The sequence below is a fragment of the Pseudomonas sp. SORGH_AS_0211 genome, assembly GCF_031453455.1.
Taxonomy (GTDB): Bacteria; Pseudomonadota; Gammaproteobacteria; order Pseudomonadales; family Pseudomonadaceae; genus Chryseomonas; species Chryseomonas aestiva.
On record NZ_JAVIZV010000001.1, the window covers coordinates 4,536,199 to 4,561,109 of the forward strand.

Below are 24,911 nucleotides of genomic sequence, written 5' to 3' on the forward strand. Positions count from 1 at the left end.
GGTGGCGCGGTGCAGGTCCGGCGCCCATCCGGCGACCCGCCCGATCCCTGCCAGCCGCCCCAGGCGGACGGTCACTCGGGGCCGCGTCTTGTCCGCTACACCCGGAGGGATGCCAGAGGCCGAATTTCCTTTGCGCTCCTCTCTTGTCCGGGATCCTCGATGAAACTGCAATCCGCCGCCGCGCCACTCACGTCGCGCCCTCTGGGCCGCAACGACTACAAGACCCTCTCGCTGTCCGCCCTGGGCGGTGCGCTGGAGTTCTACGACTTCGTCATCTTCGTGTTCTTCGCGGCGGTGGTGGGGAAGCTGTTCTTTCCCGCCGACATGCCCGACTGGCTGCGGCAGATGCAGACCTTCGGCATCTTCGCCGCGGGTTACCTGGCACGCCCGCTGGGCGGCATCATCATGGCCCACTTCGGTGACCTGCTCGGGCGCAAGAAGATGTTCACCCTGAGCATCTTCATGATGGCGCTGCCGACCCTGGGCATGGGCCTGATGCCCACCTACGCCCAGATCGGCGTGGCCGCGCCGATCCTGCTGCTGGTGCTGCGCATCATCCAGGGCGCGGCCATCGGCGGCGAGGTGCCCGGCGCCTGGGTGTTCGTCTCCGAACACGTTCCCGGCAAGCACGTCGGCTATGCCTGCGGCACCCTGACCGCCGGCCTCACCTTCGGCATCCTGCTCGGCTCGCTGATGGCGACCCTGATCAACACCGTCTTCACTCCGCTGGAGGTGGCCGACTACGCCTGGCGCTTTCCCTTCCTGATCGGCGGCGTCTTCGGCCTGTTCTCGGTCTATCTGCGCCGCTGGCTGCACGAGACGCCGGTGTTCGCCGAACTGGCGATCCACAAGTCGCTGGCCGAGGAAGTGCCGCTCAAGGCAGTGCTGCGCGACCACCGCAGCAGCGTGATCCTGTCCATGCTGCTGACCTGGATGCTCACCGCCGGCATCGTGGTGGTCATCCTCATGACCCCGACCCTGCTGCAGACCCAGTACGGCTTCTCCGCCGCCATGGCGCTCAAGGCCAACAGCCTGGCCATCGTCTTCCTGACCCTGGGCTGCATCGTTTCCGGCGCCCTGTCCGATCGCTTCGGCAGCGGTCCGGTGTTCATCGTCGGCGGCCTGATCCTGGCAGTGGCCAGCTGGGCGCTCTATGCCGGTCTGAAGGTCCATCCGGAGTGGCTGTTCCCGCTCTATGCCTTTGCCGGTGCGGCGGTCGGCGTCATCGGCGGCGTGCCGCGGGTGATGGTGCTGGCCTTCCCGCCCAAGGTGCGCTTCTCGGGGCTGTCGTTCTCCTACAACGTCGCCTACGCCATCTTCGGCGGCCTGACACCCATGGTCGTCACCCTGATGCTCAAGGAGCATCCGCTGGGCCCGGCCTGGTACGTCATGGGGCTGGCCCTGCTGGGCGTCGGCATCGGCTGCTACCTGCTCAGCCGCGAGCGCCGCGCCGCCGCCCTGGCGCCCGCCTGACCCCGACCGGTCACGCCGCCCGCACCGGCGGCGTGACCGGGTTCGCCAGGCCGACCCGCAAGGGCGACCTCGGCATCACCAAAAACGCCATCCCCACAGACGCCGTGCTTCGCGAAGACTAGGCTCGAACCGCTAGAGCCAGTCCAACAACAACAGCGAGGTGCAACATGTCCGGTAATCGTGGCGTCGTCTATCTGGGCGCGGGCAAGGTCGAGGTGCAGACCATTCCCTACCCGAAGATGGAAACCCCGCAGGGCAAGCGTATCGACCACGGCGTCATCCTGCGCGTGGTCTCCACCAACATCTGTGGTTCCGACCAGCACATGGTACGCGGCCGGACCACCGCCCCCGAAGGCCTGGTGCTCGGCCACGAGATCACCGGTGAAGTCATCGAAGCGGGCCGCGACGTCGAGACCCTCAAGGTCGGCGATCTGGTCTCCGTGCCCTTCAACGTCGCCTGCGGTCGCTGCCGTACCTGCAAGGAGCAGGACACCGGCGTCTGCCTGACCGTCAACCCCTCGCGCGCCGGCGGTGCCTACGGCTACGTCGACATGGGCGGCTGGGTCGGTGGCCAGGCCGAATACGTGCTGGTCCCCTATGCCGACTTCAACCTGCTCAAGCTGCCGAATCGCGACGCGGCCATGGAAAAGATCCGTGACCTGACCTGCCTGTCCGACATCCTGCCCACCGGCTACCACGGCGCCGTCACCGCCGGCGTCGGCCCGGGCACCAGCGTCTATGTGGCCGGTGCCGGCCCTGTGGGCCTGGCCGCTGCCGCCTCGGCCCGCCTGCTGGGCGCCGCCGTGGTCATCGTCGGCGACGTCAACCCGGTGCGCCTGGCCCACGCCAAGGCCCAGGGCTTCGAGATCGCCGACCTGTCCCTGGATACTCCGCTGCACGAGCAGATCGCCGCGCTGCTGGGCACGCCGGAAGTGGATTGCGCCGTCGATGCCGTCGGCTTCGAAGCCCGCGGCCACGGTCACGAAGGCGCCAAGAGCGAGGCCCCGGCCACGGTGCTGAACTCGCTGATGGGCATCGTGCGGGTGGCCGGCAAGATCGGCATCCCCGGTCTCTATGTCACCGACGATCCGGGCGCGGTCGACGCCGCGGCCAAGCAGGGTGCCCTAAGCATCCGCTTCGGTCTGGGCTGGGCTAAGTCCCACAGCTTCCACACCGGCCAGACCCCGGTGATGAAGTACAACCGCCAACTGATGCAGGCCATCATGTGGGATCGCATCAAGATCGCCGACATCGTCGGCGTGCAGGTGATCACCCTGGACGAGGCCCCGCGCGGCTACAGCGAGTTCGATGCGGGCGTACCGAAGAAATTCGTCATCGATCCGCACAAGCTGTTCAGCGCGGCCTGATCATCGCGGCAAGGGTTTCGTTCGGGAATGCTGGCCATTTGGCATTCTCGGGCAAAGCCTGCAGTCGTTTGCCACACCAAAGGGTCTACCCTCGCAGCGTCCGATTCGGGCGCTGTTTTTTTTGGTGCTACAGACGAGGCCAGTATGACCCCGAATGTCCTTTCGACCCTTCGCCGTATCCTTCCCTCACTGCTCGTGGCGTCCGTACTGCTGCTGGGCAGCAACCTGGCCCGCGCCGAGGGCGGTGTGTCCTTTCGCTTCGCCGAAGAAGGGCAGGGCTGGATGCTGCGCGGCCCGGTCGATGTCCTCAAGTGGCCCTTCGTCTACGACCGTAGCCGCGAGCGCGCGCGCAACACCCTGGTACGGCTGGACGGCGATACTCAGGTGCGGGTGATCGAGACCCGCTCCTTCCAGCGCTGGAAGCGCATCGAGCTGCAGCAGGACGGCCGTACCCTGCTGGGCTGGGTGGAAAGCTACAGCGTGCCCGAAGCCATGCGCCTCGACTGATCGGGAGCAAAAGGCCACCGCCGCCAGTCACACCTCTGGTATCCCACTCATTCCAGAGGAGCGACGCATGTCCGCGATCACCCGTCTTCAGCTCAACGACGGTCACCACATTCCGCAATTCGGTCTGGGGGTCTGGCAGACTCCGGCCGAAGAGACCGCCCAGGTGGTCAAGACGGCCCTCGACCTGGGCTATCGACACATAGATACCGCCGCCATCTACGGCAACGAAGAAGGCGTCGGCAAGGCCATCGCCCAGGCCGGTCTGCCGCGTGACGAGCTGTTCGTCACCACCAAGCTGTGGAATGCCGACCAGGGCTACGACAGCGCCCTGCGCGCCTTCGACACCAGCCTGGCCAAGCTGGGCCTGGAGCATGTCGACCTCTACCTGATCCACTGGCCGCTGCCGGAAAAGGGCCTGTTTCTCGACAGCTGGAAGGCGCTGATCGAATTGCGCAACCAGGGTCGGGTGAAGTCCATCGGCGTGTCCAACTTCCGCCAGGCCGATATCGAGACCCTGCTGACCGAGACCGGTGTGGTGCCGGTGGTCAACCAGATCGAGTGCCATCCGCTGTTGCAGCAGCAGGAGTTGCGCGACTTCAACACCTACAAGGGCATCGCCACCGAGGCCTGGAGTCCGCTGGCCCAGGGCGGCGAGCTGCTCGGCAGCCCGGTACTGCAGCAACTGGCCGCCAAGCACGGCAAGACGCCGGCCCAGGTGGTACTGCGCTGGCATATCCAGCTCGGCAACATCATCTTCCCCAAATCCAAGACGCCCAAGCGCATCGAAGAAAACATGCAGATCTTCGACTTCGCCCTGGACGACGAGGACCTGCGGCAGATCGCCGGGCTGAATCAGGACAAGCGCCTCGGTCCCGATCCCGCTACCTTCAACGGCTGACGTGCACGGGGCGCCGCGATGAGCGGCGCCTCTGTATGCCTGGCGTGCAAGGCGCCAGTGCCTGTATGCTGCGCGGCCCTTTCGGGACACCTCATGCCGGAACGGCATAGGGCAGGCGACAGCGGCATTAGACATACCCCGTTACCCTCTGGCAAAAGTGTGACGCCTTGGTGCTCCTCGTCCTTTTCGAGCACCGTTTCCGCAGCCTGAACGCACCCTCCACGTTGGCGTTGCATGCGCTTTGCGCATCACGACCCGGCACGGTGACGTTCGTCCCGAACTCCATCCAAATAGAACAAAGGTGTCGGTACATGACCAAGCCCAAGCTCAGCCTCGCGTGGCAGATCCTTATCGGCCTCGTGCTGGGGATCGCCGTCGGCGCACTGCTCAATCACTTCAGCGCCGAGAAGGCCTGGTGGATCTCGAACGTCCTCAAGCCGGCCGGCGACATCTTCATCCGGCTGATCAAGATGATCGTGGTGCCCATCGTCATCGCCACCCTGGTGGTCGGTATCGCCGGCGTCGGCGACTCCAAGAAGCTCGGTCGCATCGGCCTCAAGACCATCCTCTACTTCGAGATCGTCACCACCCTGGCCATCGTCGTCGGCCTGTTCTTCGCCGACAGCGTGCAACCCGGTGCCGGCATCGACATGAGCACCCTGGGCACCACCGACATCTCCCAGTACCAGAAGACCACCGCGGAAGTGCAGCATGACCACGCCTTCATCGCGACCATCCTCAACCTGATCCCGTCCAACGTCTTCGCCGCCGTCGCCCGTGGCGAGATGCTGCCGATCATCTTCTTTGCGGTGATGTTCGGCCTGGGCCTGGGCGCCCTGCCGGAAGCCACCCGCGAGCCGGTGGTGCGCGTCTTCCAGGGCATTTCCGAGGCCATGTTCAAGGTCACCCACATGATCATGAACTACGCCCCCATCGGCGTCTTCGCCCTGATCGCGGTCACCGTGGCCAACTTCGGCTTCGCCTCCCTGCTGCCGCTGGCCAAGCTGGTGGTGCTGGTCTACGTCGCCATCGGCTTCTTCGCCCTCGGCGTGCTGGGCCTGGTGGCCAAGCTGTTCGGCTTCTCGATCTTCCGCATCATCCGCATCCTCAAGGACGAGCTGATCCTGGCCTATTCCACCGCCAGTTCGGAAACCGTGCTGCCGCGCATCATCGAGAAGATGGAGGCCTATGGCGCGCCCAAGTCCATCACCAGCTTCGTGGTGCCCACCGGCTACTCCTTCAACCTGGACGGCTCCACCCTCTACCAGAGCATCGCGGCGCTGTTCATCGCCCAGCTCTATGGCATCGACCTGTCGCTGAGCCAGCAACTGCTGCTGGTGCTGACCCTGATGGTCACCTCCAAGGGCATCGCCGGCGTGCCGGGCGTCTCCTTCGTGGTGCTCCTGGCCACCCTCGGCAGCGTCGGCATTCCGCTGGAAGGCCTGGCCTTCATCGCCGGTGTGGATCGCATCATGGACATGGCGCGCACCGCCCTGAACGTGATCGGCAACGCCCTGGCCGCGCTGGTCATCGCCAAGTGGGAAGGCCTCTACGACGCCGAGAAGGGCGCCGCCTACTGGGCCGCCCTGCCGCACCTGAAGAGCACCGCCAAGGTCGAGGAACGTCCTCAGGCCACGCGCGGTGAAGCCCTGCGCGACTAAGGGCGTCGCCTTTCGCGTCCAGAGCCCGGCCGGTGTGGTGTTTGAGAAGTTCGCGCAAGAATTGGTGAGTGATTTTTTGGTCTGGGCCAGGCGCCGCGACGAGTCATAGCAGAGCTATGGCAAGGAGTGGCAACGCCGACCAGGCCGAAAAAGCGCCGCCAAAATTGTGCAGTCAACTTCTCAAGCATCACACATCGCCGGGCTCTGTCGTTTCAGCGGTCGAGAATGGCCGCGTAGCCTTCGCGATAGCTGGGGTAGCGGGGCGTCCAGCCCAGCGCCCGGGCGCGGGCGTTGCTGCACCTCTTGCTGCCGGCGCGGCGCAGCTGGGCTTCGTCGGACCAGAAGGTGATGCCCAGGCGCGCCCGCAGCCAGTCCACCACCTCGTCCAGCGGCGCCGGATCGTCGTCCACGCCCAGATAGAGGGCGTCCAGGGCGATCCCTTCGCGATCCCGCTGCAGCAGCAGCGCCAGCAGGCCGGCGGCGTCCTCGACGTGGATGCGATTGCCATACAGCGGCGGTTCGCGGGTCACCCGGGAGCCTTCGCGCACCTGGCGCAGCAGCGCCTCGCGGCCCGGGCCGTAGATACCGGTCAGGCGGACCACGCTGGCGGGCAGGCCACTGCCCAGCGCCAGGTCTTCCGCCTCGCGCAGGATGCGTCCGGAAAAGCGCTCGGGTTCGGCGGGGGCGGTTTCGTCGACCCAGGCGCCGTCGCCCTGGGCATAGACGCCGCTGCTGGAGACGAAGAGCAACCGTTGCGGTCGCTGGTCGCAGGCGGCCAGCCAGCCCAGCAGATGGCGCAGGCCATCGACATAGGCGGCGCGATAGCCGGCTTCGTCATGGTGGGTCGCGGCGGTGGCATAGACCACCTGGTCGAGGGGTTCGCGCGGCCAGGCGGCCGGGGGCACGGGGTCGGCGAGATCGCCCGCGACCGGCAGCAATTCGGCGGGGAGGGCGGCGACGTTGCGTCTGAGGCCGAAGACGCGATGGCCCTGGGCGACCAGTTGCATACCAAGACGGCTGCCGACATCGCCGCAACCGGCGATCAGGATGGTGCTCATCGGTGTTTCCTTCTGCAAAGGCCTGGACAGACGGCCAGGGTAGCCTGCGCCTGGCCGTGGTCCAACCCGGGAGAACAGGCAGCTGCCCGTCGCGCTTGGCCGTTGATAGAGACAGCCGCTAAGATTGGCCGGCACCCCATGGAATTTGACTATGACCCTGACTGAACTGCGCTATATCGTCACGCTCGCCCAGGAACAGCACTTTGGCCGAGCTGCCGAGCGTTGCCACGTCAGCCAGCCGACGCTGTCGGTGGGCGTCAAGAAGCTCGAGGACGAGCTGGGCATTCTGATCTTCGAGCGCAGCAAGAGTGCCGTGCGCCTCACCCCCACCGGCGAGGGCATCGTCGCCCAGGCGCAGAAGGTGCTGGAGCAGGCCCAGGGCATCCGCGAGCTGGCCCAGGCCGGCAAGAACCAGCTCACCGCGCCGCTGAAGATCGGCGCCATCTACACCATCGGGCCCTATCTCTTTCCGCACCTCATCCCGCAGCTCAACCGGGTGGCGCCGGAGATGCCGCTGTACATCGAGGAAAACTTCACCCACCTGCTGCGCGACAAGCTGCGTACCGGTGAGCTGGATGCCGTCATCCTCGCCCTGCCGTTCAACGAGCCGGACGTCCTGACCCTGCCGCTGTACGACGAGCCCTTCTACGTGATGATGCCGGCGCGGCACCCCTGGACCAAGCTCAAGGCCATTCCGCAGAACCAGCTGAGCGACAAGAGCCTGCTGCTGCTGGGCGAAGGCCACTGCTTCCGCGACCAGGTCCTGGAAGCCTGCCCAACCGTGCGCAAGCACGAGGAAAACAAGAATTCCACGGTGGAGTCGTCTTCGCTGGAAACCATTCGCCACATGGTGGCCTCGGGCCTGGGCGTCTCGGTGCTGCCGTTCTCGGCGGTGGAGAGTCATCACTATGCGCCGGGGATCATCGAGGTACGGCCCTTCGAGCGGCCGGTGCCCTACCGCACCGTGGCCATCGCCTGGCGCGCCAGCTTTCCGCGGCCCAAGGCCATCGAGGTGCTGGCCGACTCGGTCCGCCTCTGCTCGGTGGCGCGGCCTGAAGCCAAGGGCGTCGTGCAGCCGGCATGAGTGAACTGGCCGCGACGCCGGTCACCGCCCTCAAGGGGGTCGGCGCCGCCCTGCAGGAGAAACTCGCCCGGGTCGGCCTGGAAACCCTGCAGGACGTGCTCTTCCACCTGCCGCTGCGCTACCAGGACCGCACCCGCATCGTACCCATCGGCGCCCTGCGGCCCGGTCAGGACGCGGTGGTGGAGGGCATGGTCGCCTCCGCCGAGGTGCTCATGGGGCGCCGCCGCAGCCTGCTGGTGCGCTTGCAGGACGGCAGCGGCACCCTGTCGCTGAGATTCTTCCACTTCAGCCAGGCGCAAAAGGACGGCCTCAAGCGTGGCACCCTGCTGCGCTGCTATGGCGAGGTGCGCCCCGGTGCCTCGGGCCTGGAGATCTACCATCCCGAATACCGCGCCCAGGACGAGAACGCCCCGGCGCCGGTCGAGCAGACGCTGACGCCCATCTACCCGACCACCGAAGGCCTCACCCAGCTGCGCCTGCGCCAGCTCAGCGCCCAAACGCTGGAGCGGCTCGGGCCCGAATCCCTGCCCGACTGGCTGCCGCCGGAGATGGCCGAGCACTATCGCCTGGGGCCGCTGGCCGATGCCCTGCGCTATCTGCACCGGCCGCCGCCGGACGCCGACCTGGAAGAGCTGGCCGAGGGCCGGCACTGGGCCCAGGAGCGGCTGGTCTTCGAAGAATTGCTGACCCACCAGCTGTCCCTGCAGCGCCTGCGCGAAACCCTGCGCGCCCAGCGCGCGGTACCCTTGCCGGCCGCTCGCCGGCTGCCGCAGCTGTACCTGGACAACCTCGGCTTCACCCCCACCGGTGCCCAGCAGCGCGTGGGCCGCGAGATCGCCCATGACCTGGCGCAGTCCGAGCCCATGCTGCGGCTGGTGCAGGGCGACGTGGGCGCGGGCAAGACGGTGGTCGCCGCGCTGGCTGCCCTGCAGGCCATCGAGGCCGGCTACCAGGTGGCGCTGATGGCGCCCACCGAGATCCTCGCCGAGCAGCACTTCCTCAACTTCCAGCGCTGGTTCGCCGCTCTCGACATCGAGGTGGCCTGGCTGGCCGGCAAGCTCAAGGGCAAAGCCCGCGCCAGCTCCCTGGAGCGCATCGCCGCAGGGGCGCCCATGGTGGTGGGCACCCATGCGCTGTTCCAGGACGAGGTGCGCTTCGCCCGCCTGGCGCTGGTGGTGATCGACGAACAGCACCGCTTCGGCGTGCAGCAGCGCCTGGCCCTGCGCCAGAAGGGCGTCGACGGCCGCCTGGCACCGCACCAGCTGATCATGACCGCCACCCCCATCCCGCGCACCCTGGCCATGAGCGCCTACGCCGACCTGGACACCTCGGTGCTCGACGAACTGCCGCCGGGACGGACGCCGGTCAATACCGTGAGCGTCACCGACAGCCGTCGCGAGGAGGTGGTGGAGCGGGTGCGCGCCGCCTGTCACGAAGGGCGCCAGGCCTACTGGGTCTGCACCCTGATCGAGGAATCCGAGGAACTCACCTGTCAGGCGGCCGAGACCACCTACGAGGAATTGCAGCTGGCCCTGGCCGAATTGCACGTCGGGCTGATCCACGGGCGCATGAAACCGGCGGAAAAGGCCGCGGTGATGGCCGAGTTCAAGGCCGGCAATCTGCAACTGCTGGTGGCCACCACGGTGATCGAGGTCGGGGTGGACGTGCCCAACGCCAGTCTGATGATCATCGAGAATCCCGAACGCCTGGGTCTGGCCCAGTTGCACCAGCTGCGGGGTCGCGTCGGGCGGGGCAGTGCCGTGAGCTATTGCGTGCTGCTGTTCCATCCGCCGCTGTCGCAGATCGGTCGCGAGCGGCTGGCGATCATGCGCGAGACCAACGACGGCTTCATCATTGCCGAGAAGGATCTGGAGTTGCGTGGCCCAGGCGAGATGCTGGGGACCCGCCAGACCGGTCTGCTGCAGTTCAAGGTGGCCGACCTGATACGCGACGCCCACTGGCTGCCGGCGGTCCGGGATGCTGCCCAGGAGTTGCTGGCGCGCTGGCCCAGTCATGCCGGTCCGCTGCTGGAGCGCTGGTTGCGCCACGGGCAGCAATACGGCCAGGTTTGACAAAGCTTATACAGACGACGCTACCTACGAAGCCGAATGGTTATACTCCAGGGCGTACGTGAGGAAGAAAATGCCATGACCGATGTAGCGCTCGCTTCGCCCCTCCCTGAGGTTCCCCCTTCGATCCAGCAGTTGCTTGCCCAGCTGAACCTGGCCTATCGGCCGACCCCGGCGACGACGCGCCAGCCGCAGGCGAATCGGGTGCATACGGTGCTCCTGAGCGACAGCGTCGGCATGCTGCTGGTGCTGCTGCCCGAGGATCAGTTGCTGGATCTGCGCCGGCTGGTGGAATTCACCGGGCGGCAGCTGACGGTGGTGGCGCCGGAGCGGCTGATGCGCACCCTCGAGCGCTACGAACTGGATGTACTGCCGGGGCTGCCGTCGCTGACCAATTCCCCCTGCCTGTATGACGAGCGTCTGCTGGAAGCGCCCCGACTGCTGCTGGAATCCGGTGAGCGCTCGCTGCTGCTGGAAGTTGAAACATCTGACTATAGGCGCCTGCTGAATCAGGCCACCGCCGGCAGCTTCGGCATCCCGGCGGCCGGTATCCAGCCCAATCTACGGCAACCGGAGCGCGACGAGGCGGAAATCCTCCATGCCGCCACCGCCTTCACCGCGCGACGCATCCGCCAGCGCCTGGAGGAGACGCTGGAAATCCCGCCGCTGTCCAAGACCGCGGAAAAGGTCATCAAGCTGCGGGTCGACCCCGACGCCACGGTGGACGACCTGGCCAACGTGGTGGAGACCGACCCGGCGCTGGCGGCCCAGGTGATCAGCTGGGCCGCCTCGCCCTACTATGCCGCGCCCGGCAAGATCCGCTCGGTGGAAGATGCCATCGTGCGGGTGCTGGGCTTCGACCTGGTGATCAACCTGGCCCTCGGCCTGGCCCTGGGCAAGACCCTGAGCCTGCCCAGCGACCAGGCCCAGCACGAGACGCCCTACTGGAAGCAGGCCATCTACACCGCCGCCCTGATCGAGGGTCTAGCGCGCGCCATGCCGCGCGCGGAGCGACCGGAGATGGGCCTGGCCTACCTCGGCGGCCTGCTGCACAACTTCGGCTATCTGGTGCTGGCCCACGTCTTTCCGCCGCACTTCTCGCTGATCTGCCGCCATCTGGAGGCCAACCGCCAGCTCGATCACCAGGTGATCGAGCACCACCTGCTGGGCATCACCCGCGAGCAGATCGGCGCGGCCCTGATGCGCTGCTGGGAGATGCCCGAAGAGGTGGTGACGGCGCTGCGCTTCCAGGGCGATCCGGGCTATCAGGGTGAGCAGGCGGTCTATCCCAACCTGATCTTCCTCGCCGTGCAGCTGCTGCGTGCCGAGGGCATCGGCAACGGCCCGGCCCAGCCGATTCCCGACGACCTCTATGTGCGCCTGAGCATCGATCCGACCAAGGCGCGGGAATGCATGCAGAAGATCCTTGGCGCCGAAGCCGCCCTGCGCGAGCTGACCGGCCAGTTCAAGTGAGCCGCTGACCAGGCTCCGGCGGCGCCCGCCGCCGGGCCGGACGCCAGACAACAAAAAACCCGCCGAGGCGGGTTTCTTGTTCAAGGGGCGATCAATTACTTGATCTTGCCTTCCTTGTACATGACATGCTTGCGCACGACCGGATCGAATTTCTTGATTTCGATCTTTTCGGGCTTGGTGCGCTTGTTCTTGTCAGTGGTGTAGAAGTGGCCGGTACCGGCACTGGAAATCAAACGGATCAATTCACGCATGACGAATCCCCTTAGAATTTTTCGCCGCGGCTACGCAGCTCGGACAGTACGGTTTCGATACCGCGCTTGTCGATGATACGCATGCCCTTGGCAGAAACGCGCAGACGCACGAAGCGCTTCTCGGATTCTACCCAGAAACGGTGGTGCTGCAGATTCGGCAGGAAACGACGACGGGTTTTGTTGTTAGCGTGGGAAACGTTGTTCCCAGTAATCGGACCCTTACCGGTTACTTGGCAAACTCTCGACATGGCTCAGCCCTCATAAACCTCATGCCAAACCCGGCATGGGTTGGCCGCTTGTAACTGTATTGATTCCTGTTTTGACGGGGAGAGCCGGCAAATGCCGGGGACCTGAAGCGGCCATACCCCGAAAAAAGAGCGCTGTTTTATACCAGAAGTACTCTGGCATAACAAGGTAGGGCGACGGATGAAATGCCCGCGCACCGGGCGCTGTGCGAGCCCGGCCGGAATGCCAACCGTTCGTCGGTCAGAAGCATTGTGACGGACGGACGGGTGGTCTAGTTTAGAGCGACTGCCATTTTCAATCCACGTCCGTCAGACGACCGCCCGCAGCGCCCGTCAGCCGTTGCCAGCCATCCAAGCGCCGTCTGCCCACTTCGGCTCCACAAGGAATCGTTCTATGCGTCTCGCCGCCTTGCCTCTGCTCTTCGCGCCCCTGCTGGCGCAGGCCGCCACGCTCAGTGTCTGTACCGAAGCCAGTCCGGATGGATTCGACGTGGTGCAGTACAACTCCCTGACCACCACCAATGCCTCGGCCGACGTGCTGATGAATCGCCTGGTGGAATACGACGCCAGCGAAGCCAAGCTGGTGCCGAGCCTGGCGCAGAGCTGGACGGTATCGAGCGACGGCCTGACCTATGATTTCGCCCTGCGCCCGGACGTGAAGTTTCACCACACCGACTACTTCACCCCCAGCCGTACCCTGACCGCCGACGACGTGGTGTTCAGCTTCCAGCGCATGCTGGACAAGGATCACCCCTGGCACGCGGTGGCCAAGAGCGGCTATCCCCATGCCCAGTCGATGCAGTGGCCCAAGCTGATCAAGCGCGTGGAAAAGACCAGTGACCTCGGCGTGCGCATCGTGCTCAACAGCCCGGACGCCACTTTCCTGCCGACCCTGAGCATGGGCTTCGCCTCCATCTACTCCGCCGAATACGCCGAGCAGTTGCTCAAGGCCGGCAAGACCGCCCAGCTCAACGACGAACCCATAGGCACCGGCCCCTTCGTCTTCAAGCGCTACCAGAAGGATGCCGCGGTGCGCTATGTCGCCAATCCGGACTACTTCGCCGGCAAGCCCAAGCTGGATGGGCTGATCTATGCCATCACCCCGGATTCGGCGGTGCGCCTGCAACGACTCAAGCGCGGCGAGTGCCAGATCGCCCTGTCGCCCAAGCCCCAGGATCTGCAGAGCGCCCAGGAGGACAAGAGCCTGCAGGTGCTGCAGACGCCGGCCTTCATGACCGCCTTCGTCGGCATCAACACCAGCCATCCGCCGCTGGACAACATCAAGGTGCGCCAGGCCATCAACCTGGCGTTCGACAAGCAGAGCTATCTGAAGGCGGTGTTCCAGGACACCGCGGTGGCCGCCGACAACGTCTATCCGCCTACCACCTGGGGCTATGCCAAGGACGTGCCGGCCTATCCCTATGACCCGGCCAAGGCCAAGACGCTGCTGGCCCAGGCGGGCCTCAAGGACGGCTTCAAGACCACCATCTGGACGCGCCCCAGCGGCAGCCTGCTCAATCCCAATCCGCAACTGGGCGCCCAGATGCTGCAGGCCGACCTGAAGAAGATCGGCGTCGATGCGCAGATCCAGGTGATCGAGTGGGGCGAGCTGATCCGCCGCGCCAAGACCGGCGAGCACGACCTGCTGTTCATGGGCTGGGCCGGCGACAACGGCGACCCGGACAACTACCTGACGCCGCAATTCTCCTGCGCCTCGGTGCAGTCGGGCCTGAATTTCGCCCGCTATTGCGACAAGACCCTGGATGGCGCCATCAGCAAGGGCAAGACCCTGTCCGACCAGATGGCGCGCGCCACGGTGTATCACCAGGCGCAGCGCATCATCCACGACCAGGCGCTGTGGCTGCCGCTGGCGCACCCGACGGTGACGGTGCTGGCCAGGAGCGGCGTCGAGGGCTACCAGCCCAATCCCTTCGGCCGCCAGGACTTCAGCAAGGTCAGTGGCGGTCGCTAGGACCGCTGGCGACTCGCCCGCTGCGGCGCGGCGAGCGGTGCGCGGCCAGTCCTAGCGCCAGGGCTGGCCGTCGGTGCGTTCGACCTGCTTGACCTTCTGCTGGATGGCGGCGCGGGCCAGCATGTGGGCGCTGACCGGCGCGGTGATGAAGATGAACAGGGCGATCAGCAGTTCGTGCAGGCTGAGGCCCTCGCCCTGGACGCTGAAGAACAGCATCGAGGCGACGATGGTGCTGCCCACGCCCAGGGTGGTGGCCTTGGTCGGGCCGTGCAGGCGCATGAAGAAGTCCGGCAGCCGGTATAGGCCGATGGCGCCGATGAGGGCGAAGCTGCTGCCGATGAGCAGCAGGGCGCAGATCAGGAGTTCGAGCCAGAAGGGCATGGGATAGCGCTCCGTTAATCGATGATTTCGCCATGCAGCATGTGCTTGCCCAGCGCCACGGTGCCGACGAAGCCGGTCACGGCGATGAGCAGCGCCGCTTCGAAGAAGACGTCGGTGGCCAGCCAGATGCCGAACAGGATGATGATCGCCAGGACGTTGATGTAGAGCGTGTCCAGGGCCAGCACCCGATCCGGGATGTCCGGTCCCTTCACCAGGCGATAGACGTTGAGCACGGCGGCCACGCCCATCATCCCCAGGCACAGCAGGGTCACGTAGGTGAGCATTCGAAGATCTCCTTGAGCGGGGCTTCATAGCGCGTCTTGACCTGGCGAATCACCTCGTCCTTGTCGGGGACATCGAGACCGTGCAGCAGCAGGGTCTTGCGATCGCCGCTGAGACCCGAGGATACGGTGCCGGGGGTCAGGGACACCACGCAGGCCAGCAGGGTGAGCAGGAATTCGTCCTCGATGTCGATGGGCACTTCGATGAAGGCCGGCCGGAGGGCCTCGGGACGGCCCAGCACCAGACGGGCGACATGCAGGTTGGCGACGACGATGTCGTACAGCACCACTAGCATGTAGCGCAGCAGCAGCCCGGGCCGCCGCAATCGTGGTGTGCGCAGCAGGAAGTCCCGGCACAGCAGCGGAATGCCCCAGCCGAGGAACAGCCCGAGGAGCAGTTGGCCCAGACTCAGGCTGTTGTTGAGCAGCAGCCAGGCGAGGGTCAGCAGCAGGGTAAGCAGCGGATGTGGCAATAGGCGCCAGCGCTTCATGGGCCGCCCCCCCGGACGATGTCGAAGTAGGGAGCGACGTCCAGCAACTGCCGGGCGGTCTCCAGGGCATAGGTATGCAGCGGGGCGGCCAGCGCGACCAGTAGCGGACTGCCCAGCAGCAGACCCAGGGTGGCGACGAGCTGGACGCGATCGAGACGCCCGTCCAGGGCGGCACCCTTGCCGCGCCAGAACAGCGTGGTCCCGGCACGGGACAGGGCGATGAGCATGCCCAGCCCACCCAGCAGCACCACCGGCCAGATGATCAATGCCGGCCAGGCGGTGCCAGTGGCCTGCAGGAGCATCACCTTGCCGAGGAAGCCGGGGAAGGGCGGCAGGCCGGCAACGGAGATCGCCCCGAGAAAGAACAGGCCGCCGAGCAACCGTGGGTGACGCAGCGGCGGACCGCTCTTGAGCAGGTCGCCGTGCCCGCCACGCTGCTGGGCGATGAGATCGGCCAGCAGGAACAGCGCACCGGCGATCCAGGTGCTGTGTACCAGATAGAACAGCGCGGCGGCCAAGCCGGAGACGCTGCCCAGGGCGACGCCGGTCAGCAGCATGCCGACCGAGATGACCACCAGATAGCCGAGCAGCGCCTTGAGATGATGGGCGGCCAGGGCACCGAATACGCCGGCGGCCAGGGTGATCGCCGCCAGCGGCCAGAGCCAGGGCAGCACATAGTTGGCGAGCGGGCCGGCGGCGGTGCCGAACACCAGCAGGAAGACGCGGACGATGGCGTAGAGCCCGACCTTGGTCATGATGGCGAACAGGGCGGCGACCGGCGCACTGGCCGCCGAATAGGCGCTGGGCAGCCAGAAGTACAGCGGCAGGATGGCGCCCTTGAGGCCGAATACCACCAGCAGCAGAAAGCCCGCAGCGGCCAACAGGGGCGCGCGCTCGGGGTCGGCGCTGGCGACCCTCAGGCCCAGATCGGCCATGTTCAGGGTGCCGAGCAGGCCATAGAGCAGGCCGATGCCGATCAGGAACAGCGCCGAGCCCACCAGGTTGAGCACCACGTAGTGCAGGCCGGCGCGTATCCGGTCCGGTCCGGCGCCGTGCACCAGCAGGGCATAGGAGGCGATCAGCAGGATCTCGAAGAAGACGAAGAGATTGAACAGGTCGCCGGTGAGGAAGGCACCGTTGATCCCCAGCAGCTGGAACTGGAACAGCGCATGGAAATCCGGACCGCGTTCGTCGTCGCCACGGCAGGCATAGAGCGCCGCACCCACGGCCAGTACCGCCACGGTGGTCAGCATCAGCGCGGCCAGGCGATCCAGCAGCAGGACGATGCCAAAGGGCGCCGGCCAGTCGCCCAGCGCATAGACCTCCAGCTGGCCGCCGTTGGCCCGCTGCAGGAGCAGCAGCGCCAGCGGCAGCAGGCTTCCGGTGGCCAGCAGCGACACCCAGCGCGAGGCGGTTACGGAGAGGCGCGGACGCATCAGCAGGAAGCCGCCGGTAAACAGCGGGATGAGGATGGGCAGGATGAGCAGAGGGTTCATCGGCGCGGCTCCTCGCCATCCACGTGGTCGGTGCGCAATTCACCCAGGGCACGCAGTGACAGGGCAACCACGAAGGCGGTCATGGCGAAGCCGATGACGATGGCGGTGAGCACCAGCGCCTGGGGCACCGGATCGGCGTGCTCGGCGGCCTTGCCGATGACCGCCGGCACGCCGGTACGCAGACGACCCATGGCAAACAGGAAGAGATTGACCGCATAGGACAGCAGGGTGAGACCAAGCACCACCGGATAGAGGCGCGCCCTGAGCAACAGGTAGACGCCGGTGGCGACCAGAACCCCGAGGGTCGTGCAGAACAGGATTTCCATGTTAGAGCACCTCCTGGCTGGAACCGTCGGTGTCCTTCTCGTCCCGGCTGACATGGCCCAGGTTGGAGAGAATCAGCAACGTGGCGCCGACCACGGCGAGATAGACGCCAAGGTCGAAGATCAGCGCGGTGGCCAGTTCGGTCTTGCCGACCAGGGGGATGGCGAAGTAATCGAAGGCGGTGGTCAGGAAGGGCCGGCCAAACGCCAGCGAACCCAGCCCGGTCAGGGCGGCGATCAGTACCCCCGCGCCGCAGATGGCGTGGTAGCTGATCGGCAGGCGGCGTTGCGTCCAGGCCACGCCATGGGCCACGTACTGCAGGATCAGGGCAATGGCGGTGACCAGGCCGGCGATGAAGCCGCCTCCCGGCAGGTTGTGTCCTCGGATGAAGATAAAGGCCGATACCAGCAGGGCCAGGGGTAGCAGCAGCCGTGCCACGTTGTCGAGGATCATCGGGTGGCTGTCGCGGGACCAGGGCGTGCCCTTGGGGTCGACCAGCGGATGCGGCAGGTGCAGATGCTTGAGCAGGCCGTAGATACCCGCTGCGGCGATGGCCAGTACCGTCACCTCACCGAGGGTATCGAAGCCGCGGAAGTCCACCAGGATGACGTTGACCACGTTGTAGCCGCCACCGCCGGACACCGAGTTGGCCAGGAAGAAGTCGCCGATGTGCGTATAGGGACGGGTCAGCACGGCATAGGCCAGCAGGGCCACCAGCAGCCCCAGGCCGCCGGCCAGCAGGACGTCGCGCAGGGCGCGCAGGCTGCTGGATTCGATGGGCGTGCGATCGGGCATGAAGAACAGCGCCAATACCAGCAGGATGACCGTCACCACCTCCACCGACAGCTGGGTCAGCGCCAGGTCTGGCGCCGAGTAGCGGGCGAACAGCAGGGCGACGATCAGGCCCACGGTGCTCAGGGCCATCAGTGCCTTGAGGCGGTTGCGGTGGAAATAGACGGTCAGCACCGCGGTCAGCATCAGGATGCCCAACCCCAGGGCGGTGAGCGGATCGAAGGGCGACAGAGCGACCGGACCGGTCAGGGTATCGAGACCCGACAGCGCCGCCACCAGCAGCACCACCGTGGCCAGCAGCATGAGCGTGATGTAGCGCTGCAGCGAGCCGCTTTCCAGGCCGAGGGTCAGGCGCTGGGCGAAGCCCGTCAGCCGACTCATGCTCTTCTCGAAGACCTGGAGGGCGTCGATGTCGGGCAGGCCCTGCTGCCAGCGGAACAGCGGCTGGCGGAAGGCATAGATCAGCACGCCGCCGACCATGGCCAGGATGCTCATCACCAGGGCGGTGTTGAAGCCGTGCCAGATGGCCAGGCTGTAGTCGGGCAGGCTGCCGCCAAGGGCGGCGCTGGCCCCGGCGGCCAGCAGCGGCGCAACGGTGTAGCCCGGCACCACGCCCACCAGCAGGCAGAGCAGCACCAGGATCTCCACCGGGATCTTCATGTAGCGCGGCGGCTCGTGGGGCGGGTAGTGGGGCAGGTCGCGCGGTTCGCCGTTGAAGAAGACGTCGTGGATGAAGCGCAGCGAATAGGCCACCGAGAAGACCCCGTAGAGCACCGCCACCGCCGGTACGATCCAGCTGAAGCTGCCGAACAGGCCGTGGTTGAGGGTCTCGTTGAAGAACATCTCCTTGCTCAGGAAGCCGTTGAGCAGCGGCACCCCGCCCATGGCCGCGGCGGCGACCATGGCCAGCACCGCGGTGTGCGGCATGTAGCGCCAGAGTCCGGCCAGGCGGCGCATGTCGCGGCTGCCGGTCTCGTGGTCGATGATGCCGGCGGCCATGAACAGCGAGGCCTTGAAGGTGGCGTGGTTGAGGATGTGGAACACCGCCGCCACGGTGGACAGCTGGGTGTCCAGACCGAACAGCAGGGTGATCAGCCCCAGGTGGCTGATGGTGGAGTAGGCCAGCAGGCCCTTGAGGTCGTGCTGGAACAGCGCCAGGATGGCGCCCACCACCAGGGTGGTGAGGCCGGTGAGGGTGACGATGTAGAACCACCACTCGGAGTCGGCGAGTGCCGGATAGAGGCGCGCCAGCAGGAAGACCCCGGCCTTGACCATGGTCGCCGAGTGCAGATAGGCCGAGACCGGTGTCGGTGCGGCCATGGCCTGGGGCAGCCAGAAGTGGAAGGGGAATTGCGCGGACTTGGTGAAGACGCCGAGCAGCACCAGGATCAGCGCCAGCGGATAGAGGGCATGGCCGGTGATCAGCGGGCCGGCGGCGAGAACGTCGGTGAGCTCGAAGCTGCCGACGATATGGCCGAGCAGGAGGATGCCGGCGAGCAGGGCCAGGCCGCCGCCGCCGGTGACGGTCAGGGCCATGCGCGCGCCCTGGCGGGCTTCCTTGCTGTGGCTCCAGAAGCCGATCAGGAGGAAGGACGACAGGCTGGTCAGCTCCCAGAACACCATCAGCAGCAGCAGATTCTCCGCCAGCACCACGCCCAGCATGGCGCCCATGAACAGGAGCAGGTAGGCGAAGAAGCGCCCGACCTTTTCATCCTTGCTCAGGTAATAGGTGGCATAGAGGATCACCAGCAGGCCGATGACCAGGATCATCAGCGCGAACATCAGCCCCAGGCCGTCCAGGCGCAGGCTAAGATTCAGCCCCAGCGCCGGCAGCCAGTCGACCCGGTGCAGCAGCACGGCACCGTCCAGGACCGCGGGCAGTTGCGTGGCCAGCAGGGCCAGGGCCAGGGCGGGAGCCACGGCGGTGCCCAGGGCGCAGGCGCGCCGGCCGAAGCGATCGGTCGCCAGCGACAGCAGTGTTCCCAGGAAGGGCAACGCGATGATCAGCGCCAATACCATGCCTGCATCCTTTAGCTGAACCGCCTCACGGCGGTTGGTAGATGGGGCTTCCTCAGACCTCGAGCGGCATTCGATCCATCCACGCAGCGATCGCCAAGACGGCGAGAGGCGAAGCAATCGATGTTCGAGTTTCGTACAAGAACCGAAGGTTTAATAACCTAAGGTGATAATAAAAGAGAGACCACAAAATCCTAGCCCCGTCTCCCTTACAAAATATTAGGAAACAGGCATGCCGCGTCCAGTGCAGGACGCAAACGCCTGGCGGGCGCTGTCAGGGTCTCACTGAGACCTCTGGGACGGGCTTTTGCTCAGATCTGTGCGGAGGAGGGCTCCACGGTGCGGTGCCCGAGGCACCGCACCGTGGAGCGGAAGAAAAAACCCGACACGCCAAAGGAGCAAGAGAACACGCGTGTCGGGGGTAAGCGCCGGCGGTTAGCGCGCCGGCGCGGGGGAAGCGTTGCCCTGGGCGAGACGGGCGGGTTGCACGTCCCAGCCGCCACCCAGGGCCTTGTAGAGGGCGACGATGCCGCGATAGAGCTCGATTTCGCCCTGGGCCTGCTGGTCCTCGGCGGCCAGGCGTTCGCGCTGGGCGTCCAGCAGTACCAGGAAGTCGGTACTGCCCTCGCGGTAGCGGATCTCGGCCTGGTCGGCAGCGGCGCGGCTGGCCACCGACTGGCGGATCAGCGCCTGCAGGCGCTCCTGGCGACGGCCATAGTCGCTGAAGGCGTTGGCACTCTCTTCCAGGGCGGTCAGCACCTGCTGCTCGTAGTTGGCCAGGGCCTCGTCGGAACCGGCACGGGCGCCGCGCAGGCGGGCGCGCACGCTGCCCAGGTCGAAGGCCGCCCAGCTGATGCTCGGGCCAAGGCCCCAGGCGCGGGCGGCACTGCTGCCGATCTGCGAGCCGCGTCCGGCGGTGAAGCCGAGAAAGCCCGAGAGACTGACCCGCGGAAACAGATCGGCGATGGCCACGCCAACGTCGGCGGTGGCGGCGGCCAGCCGGCGTTCGGCGGCCGCCACGTCCGGACGGCGGCGCAGCAGTTCGCCGGGATCGCCGATGGGCAGGCGCTTGGCCATGGCTGGCAGGGCCTTGGGCGAGAGATCTACGCTCAGCGCATCCGGGCGCTGGCCGAGCAGGGTGGCGATGCGGTTGCGCGCGCGGGTGGCCTGGGCCTGGAATTCCGGCAGGCTGGCTTCGGTGGCCGCCAGGCGCGCCTCGCTGCGCTGCACGTCCAGGTCGCTGCCCATGCCTTCGTCTCTGAGGGTCACGGTCAGGCGGCGCGCCTCGCGCTGGTTGCCTAGGTTGTCCCGGGCGATGCGTTCGCGCAGCTGGGCGCCGCGCAGGTCGCCGTAGGCGTCCACCAGTTCGGCGATCAGACTGACCTGCAAGCCGGCGAGGTCGGAGGCCGCGGCTTCGGCGCGGGCATCGCTGGCTTCCAGGGTATGGCGGACGCGACCGAACAGGTCCAGCTCCCAGGCCATGTCCAGGCCCAGGTCATAGCGGTCGCTGTTGACCCGCTGTTCGGTGAAGCCGGGCTGCTGGGCCTTGCCGAGCTGGCTGCTGGCGCGGCTGGTGACCGTGGGATAGAGGTCGTTGGCGTCGTCATCGCGCAGGGCGCGGGCGGCACGCAGCCGGGCGAAGGCCGCGCGCAATTCGCGGTTGCCGTCCAGGCTGCTGGCGACCAGGGCGTTGAGGGTCGGGTCCTCGAACTGGCGCCACCAGAGTGTCTCGAAGCGGCCCTGGTCGTAGACCGCGGGCTGCTGGCTGGCCTGGAGTTGCGCGGGCGCCTGCTCGGGCGCCTGGTAGTGCGGACCGACGGCGCAGGCGGAGACCGCCAGCGCCAGCAGCAGGGGAGCGAAAGCCTTCATGCCTGGGCCTCCTGGGCAACGGCGGAGCGGGCCTGGCGACGCTCCACGAAGGCGCGTACCAGCACATAGAACAGCGGCGTGAGCAGCAGGCCGAAGAAGGTCACCCCGAGCATCCCGGAGAACACCGCGACGCCCATGGCATGGCGCATCTCGGCGCCGGCACCGGTCGAGGTCACCAGAGGCACCACCCCCATGATGAAGGCGAAGCTGGTCATCAGGATGGGCCTCAGGCGCAGGCGGCAGGCCTCCAGCACCGCGGCGACGCGGTCCTTGCCGGTGGCCTGCTGGTCCTTGGCGAACTCGACGATGAGGATGGCGTTCTTGCACGCCAGGCCCACCAGCACGATCAGGCCGATCTGGGTGAAGATGTTGTTGTCGCTGCCGGCCAGGATCACCCCGGTGATGGCCGAGAGCAGGGTCATGGGCACGATCAGGATCACCGCCAGCGGCAGACTCCAGCTCTCGTACTGGGCGGCCAGCACCAGGAAGGCCAGCAGCACGCAGAGCGGGAACACCAGCAGGGCGGTATTGCCGGAGAGGATCTGCTGGTAGGTCAGCTCGGTCCATTCGAAGGTCATGCCGTTGGGCAGCTCCTGCTTGAGCAGCCCCTCTATGGCCGCCTGAGCCTGGCCGGAGCTGTAGCCCGGGGCCGGCGCGCCGTTGATTTCGGCGGTGAGGAAGCCATTGTAGTGCATCACCCGATCGGGGCCGGCGGTGTCGCTGATCTTGACGAAGGTGGACAGGGGCACCATCTCGCCGCGGTCGTTGCGCACCTTGAGCTGGCCGATCTGCTCGGGCTCCAGGCGGAAGCGCTGGTCGGCCTGGACGTTGACCTGGAAGGTACGGCCGAAGCGATTGAAATCGTTGGCGTAGACCGAGCCCAGGTAGGCCTGCAGGGTGTCGAAGATGGCGTCGATGGGCACCCCGTGCGTCTTGGCCTTCTCACGATCGATGTGGGCATCGATCTGTGGCACGTTGACCTGGTAGCTGGTGAACAGCGACTCCGGCGCCAGTTCCGGCAGCTGCCGCGCCTTGGCCAGCACGCTCTGGGTCTGGGCGTAGAGCTCTTCGTAGCCCAGGTTGCCGCGGTCCTCCACCTGCAGGCGGAAGCCGCCGATGCTGCCCAGTCCCTGCACCGGTGGCGGCGGGAAGATGGCGATGATGGATTCCTGGATGGCAGCGAATTCGCCGTTCAGCTGGGCAGCGATGGCGCCGGCCGACAGCTGGGGATCACGGCGCTCCTCGAAAGGCTTGAGGGTCACGAAGACGATGCCGCTGTTGGGGCTGTTGGTGAAGCCATTGATGGACAGACCAGGGAAGGCCACGGTGCTTTCCACGCCCGGGTGCTTGAGGGCGATGGCCGACATGCGGCGGATGACCTCTTCGCTGCGATCCAGGGTGGCGGCGTCGGGCAACTGGGCGAAGGCCACCAGGTATTGCTTGTCCTGGGGCGGCACGAAGCCGGTCGGCGTCTTCACCAGGCCCAGGCCGGTCAGGCCCAGCAGCACCACATAGAGCACCAGCACGATGGAGCTACCGCGCAGCACCCGGCGCACGGCGCCGACATAGCCGTGGCTGGCCTTTTCGAAGAAGCGGTTGAAGGGGGCGAACAGCCAGCCACCGAACAGCCGGTCGAGCAGGCGCGAGAAACGGTCCTTGGGCGCGTCGTGGCCCTTGAGCAGCACCGCGGCCAGGGCCGGCGACAGGGTCAGGGAGTTGAAGGCCGAGATCACCGTGGAGATGGCGATGGTCAGGGCGAATTGGCGATAGAACTGCCCGGTGAGACCGGAGATGAAGGCGGTCGGCACGAACACCGCGCAGAGCACCAGGGCGGTGGCGATGATGGGCCCGGTCACCTCGCTCATGGCGCGCCGGGTGGCCGCCACCGGTTCCAGGCCCAGGCCGATGTTTCGTTCGACGTTTTCCACCACCACGATGGCGTCGTCCACCACGATGCCGATGGCCAGCACCAGGCCGAACAGCGACAGCGCATTGAGCGAGAAGCCGAAGGCGTGCATCACCGCGAAGGTACCGATCAGCGACACCGGCACCGCCACCAGGGGAATGATGGAGGCGCGCCAGGTCTGCAGGAACAGGATCACCACCAGCACCACCAGGATGATGGCTTCGAACAGCGTATGCACCACGGCTTCGATGGAGCCGCGCACGAAGATGGTGGGGTCGTAGACGATCTCGTAGTCCATGCCCTGGGGGAAGCTCTGCTTGAGCTCGGCCATCTTGGCGCGCACCTGGTTGGACAGGTCGATGGCATTGCTGCCGGGGCGCTGGAAGATCGGGATGGCCACCGCCGGCTGGTTGTTCAGCAGGGATCTCAGGGCGTACTGGTTGGAGCCCAGTTCGATGCGGGCGATGTCGCGCAGCCGGGTGATCTGGCCGTCGCTGCCGGCGCGCACGATGATGTTGGCGAACTCTTCCTCATCCACCAGGCGGCCCTGGGTGTTGATGGCCAGCTGGAAGCTGGTGCTGCCGGGGGCCGGCGGCGCGCCGAGGGCACCGGCGGCGACCTGGCGATTTTGCTCGCGGATGGCGGTGACCACGTCGCTGGCGGTCAGGCCGCGCGAGGCCACCTTGTCCGGATCGAGCCAGACGCGCAGCGAATAGTCACCCATGCCGAACAGCTGCACATCGCCCACGCCGTCCAGTCGCGCCAGTTCGTCCTTGACGTTGATCAGGGCGTAGTTGGACAGATAGAGCATGTCGTAGCGCTGATCCGGCGAGGTCAGGTGCACCACCATCGCCAGGTCCGGCGAGGCCTTGTCGGCGGTCACGCCGAGGCGCTGCACCTCTTCCGGCAGCTTGGGCAGGGTGCGGGTGACGCGGTTCTGCACCTGCACCTGGGCGGTATCCAGGTTGGTGCCCAGGGCGAAGGTGATGGTCAGGGTCAGCTTGCCGTCGGCGGTCGACTGGGACGACAGGTAGAGCATGTGCTCCACGCCGTTCATGGCCTGCTCCAGGGGCGCGGCGACGGTCTCGCCGATCACCTTGGGATTGGCGCCGGGGAAGGTGGCGCGCACCACCACGGTGGGCGGGACCACCTCGGGGTATTCGCTGATCGGCAGCTGGAACAGCGAGATGGCCCCGCCGATCAGGATGATCAGCGAGAGCACGGCGGCGAAGATCGGCCGGCGGATGAAGAACTGGGAGAAGTTCATCGGAGCAGTCCTTGAGCGAAAGGCGTGCAG

General features: G+C 66.6%; 20 protein-coding genes. 9 read left to right on the forward strand and 11 right to left on the reverse strand.

Translation table 11 applies throughout. The annotated features are described in order from the left end of the window. The first annotated feature begins 159 nt into the window (after positions 1–159). The 5 genes from QE393_RS20975 to gltP all read left to right on the forward strand — a co-directional run bounded on the left by QE393_RS20975 (position 160) and on the right by gltP (position 5,906). The gene (locus QE393_RS20975; RefSeq protein ID WP_273805636.1) at positions 160–1,473 is read left to right on the forward strand and encodes an MFS transporter; all 1,314 of its coding nucleotides are present in this window, start codon (positions 160–162) and stop codon (positions 1,471–1,473) included. A 167-nt stretch (positions 1,474–1,640) separates the two neighbouring features. Beyond that, complete coding sequence (gene fdhA / locus QE393_RS20980; RefSeq protein ID WP_133860026.1) at positions 1,641–2,840, forward strand: formaldehyde dehydrogenase, glutathione-independent; 1,200 nt, start codon at positions 1,641–1,643, stop codon at positions 2,838–2,840. Between the two features lie 144 nt (positions 2,841–2,984). Then, on the forward strand, positions 2,985–3,347 hold the full coding sequence (locus QE393_RS20985) for a hypothetical protein (protein ID WP_273805637.1): 363 nt from the start codon (positions 2,985–2,987) through the stop codon (positions 3,345–3,347). 67 nt (positions 3,348–3,414) lie between these two features. After that, the gene (locus QE393_RS20990) at positions 3,415–4,245 is read left to right on the forward strand and encodes an aldo/keto reductase (RefSeq protein ID WP_208693502.1); all 831 of its coding nucleotides are present in this window, start codon (positions 3,415–3,417) and stop codon (positions 4,243–4,245) included. Positions 4,246–4,556: 311 nt separating this feature from the next. After that, positions 4,557–5,906, forward strand: a complete 1,350-nt coding sequence (gene gltP / locus QE393_RS20995; protein WP_007159910.1) for a glutamate/aspartate:proton symporter GltP — start codon at positions 4,557–4,559, stop codon at positions 5,904–5,906. Positions 5,907–6,118: 212 nt separating this feature from the next. Here the strand turns inward: gltP and QE393_RS21000 are convergent, their stop codons facing one another. Further along, complete coding sequence (locus QE393_RS21000; RefSeq protein WP_310045450.1) at positions 6,119–6,964, reverse strand: NAD-dependent epimerase/dehydratase family protein; 846 nt, start codon at positions 6,962–6,964, stop codon at positions 6,119–6,121. Between the two features lie 151 nt (positions 6,965–7,115). Here QE393_RS21000 and QE393_RS21005 point away from each other — a divergent pair, with 151 nt between their 5' ends. The 3 genes from QE393_RS21005 to QE393_RS21015 all read left to right on the forward strand — a co-directional run bounded on the left by QE393_RS21005 (position 7,116) and on the right by QE393_RS21015 (position 11,590). Beyond that, a complete protein-coding gene (locus QE393_RS21005; RefSeq protein ID WP_007159908.1) occupies positions 7,116–8,048 on the forward strand; it encodes a hydrogen peroxide-inducible genes activator in 933 nt (310 codons plus the stop codon). Then, positions 8,045–10,120 carry an ATP-dependent DNA helicase RecG gene (gene recG / locus QE393_RS21010; RefSeq protein WP_273805641.1) on the forward strand — a complete coding sequence of 692 codons (2,076 nt, stop codon included), beginning with the start codon at positions 8,045–8,047 and terminating at the stop codon, positions 10,118–10,120. The genes QE393_RS21005 and recG overlap by 4 nt, the downstream gene beginning before the upstream one ends. 75 nt (positions 10,121–10,195) lie before the next feature. Continuing rightward, positions 10,196–11,590: an HDOD domain-containing protein gene (locus QE393_RS21015; RefSeq protein WP_310045451.1), complete on the forward strand. Its 1,395-nt coding sequence runs from the start codon at positions 10,196–10,198 to the stop codon at positions 11,588–11,590. Between the two features lie 95 nt (positions 11,591–11,685). Here QE393_RS21015 and rpmG read toward each other — a convergent pair whose 3' ends face one another. Both rpmG and rpmB read right to left on the reverse strand, forming a co-directional pair. Further along, positions 11,686–11,841, reverse strand: coding sequence for a 50S ribosomal protein L33 (rpmG, locus tag QE393_RS21020; RefSeq protein ID WP_007159904.1), 156 nt, complete (start codon positions 11,839–11,841; stop codon positions 11,686–11,688). An 11-nt stretch (positions 11,842–11,852) separates the two neighbouring features. Beyond that, positions 11,853–12,089 (reverse strand): 50S ribosomal protein L28, encoded by a 237-nt coding sequence (gene rpmB / locus QE393_RS21025; protein ID WP_007159903.1) that lies wholly within the window; start codon positions 12,087–12,089, stop codon positions 11,853–11,855. Positions 12,090–12,480: 391 nt separating this feature from the next. Here rpmB and QE393_RS21030 point away from each other — a divergent pair, with 391 nt between their 5' ends. Next, on the forward strand, positions 12,481–14,058 hold the full coding sequence (locus QE393_RS21030) for an ABC transporter substrate-binding protein (protein WP_310045452.1): 1,578 nt from the start codon (positions 12,481–12,483) through the stop codon (positions 14,056–14,058). Positions 14,059–14,109: 51 nt separating this feature from the next. Here QE393_RS21030 and QE393_RS21035 read toward each other — a convergent pair whose 3' ends face one another. From QE393_RS21035 to QE393_RS21070, 8 genes are all read right to left on the reverse strand, one after another. Continuing rightward, positions 14,110–14,439 (reverse strand): Na+/H+ antiporter subunit G, encoded by a 330-nt coding sequence (locus QE393_RS21035; protein ID WP_059228877.1) that lies wholly within the window; start codon positions 14,437–14,439, stop codon positions 14,110–14,112. Positions 14,440–14,453: 14 nt separating this feature from the next. After that, positions 14,454–14,723, reverse strand: coding sequence for a K+/H+ antiporter subunit F (locus QE393_RS21040; protein ID WP_059228879.1), 270 nt, complete (start codon positions 14,721–14,723; stop codon positions 14,454–14,456). Next, complete coding sequence (locus tag QE393_RS21045) at positions 14,708–15,211, reverse strand: Na+/H+ antiporter subunit E (protein WP_310045454.1); 504 nt, start codon at positions 15,209–15,211, stop codon at positions 14,708–14,710. Before QE393_RS21045 ends, QE393_RS21040 begins: the two co-directional genes overlap by 16 nt. Next, entirely contained in the window at positions 15,208–16,707 is a 1,500-nt protein-coding gene (locus tag QE393_RS21050) for a monovalent cation/H+ antiporter subunit D (RefSeq protein ID WP_310045455.1), read from the reverse strand. Before QE393_RS21050 ends, QE393_RS21045 begins: the two co-directional genes overlap by 4 nt. Next, a complete protein-coding gene (locus QE393_RS21055; protein ID WP_058791729.1) occupies positions 16,704–17,033 on the reverse strand; it encodes a Na+/H+ antiporter subunit C in 330 nt (109 codons plus the stop codon). Before QE393_RS21055 ends, QE393_RS21050 begins: the two co-directional genes overlap by 4 nt. 1 nt (position 17,034) lies before the next feature. Next, positions 17,035–19,842 carry a monovalent cation/H+ antiporter subunit A gene (locus QE393_RS21060; RefSeq protein WP_310045458.1) on the reverse strand — a complete coding sequence of 936 codons (2,808 nt, stop codon included), beginning with the start codon at positions 19,840–19,842 and terminating at the stop codon, positions 17,035–17,037. Positions 19,843–20,274: 432 nt separating this feature from the next. Beyond that, a complete protein-coding gene (locus tag QE393_RS21065) occupies positions 20,275–21,708 on the reverse strand; it encodes a TolC family protein (RefSeq protein ID WP_310045460.1) in 1,434 nt (477 codons plus the stop codon). Then, positions 21,705–24,881: an efflux RND transporter permease subunit gene (locus tag QE393_RS21070; protein WP_273805648.1), complete on the reverse strand. Its 3,177-nt coding sequence runs from the start codon at positions 24,879–24,881 to the stop codon at positions 21,705–21,707. Before QE393_RS21070 ends, QE393_RS21065 begins: the two co-directional genes overlap by 4 nt. Between the last annotated feature and the right edge of the window lie 30 nt (positions 24,882–24,911).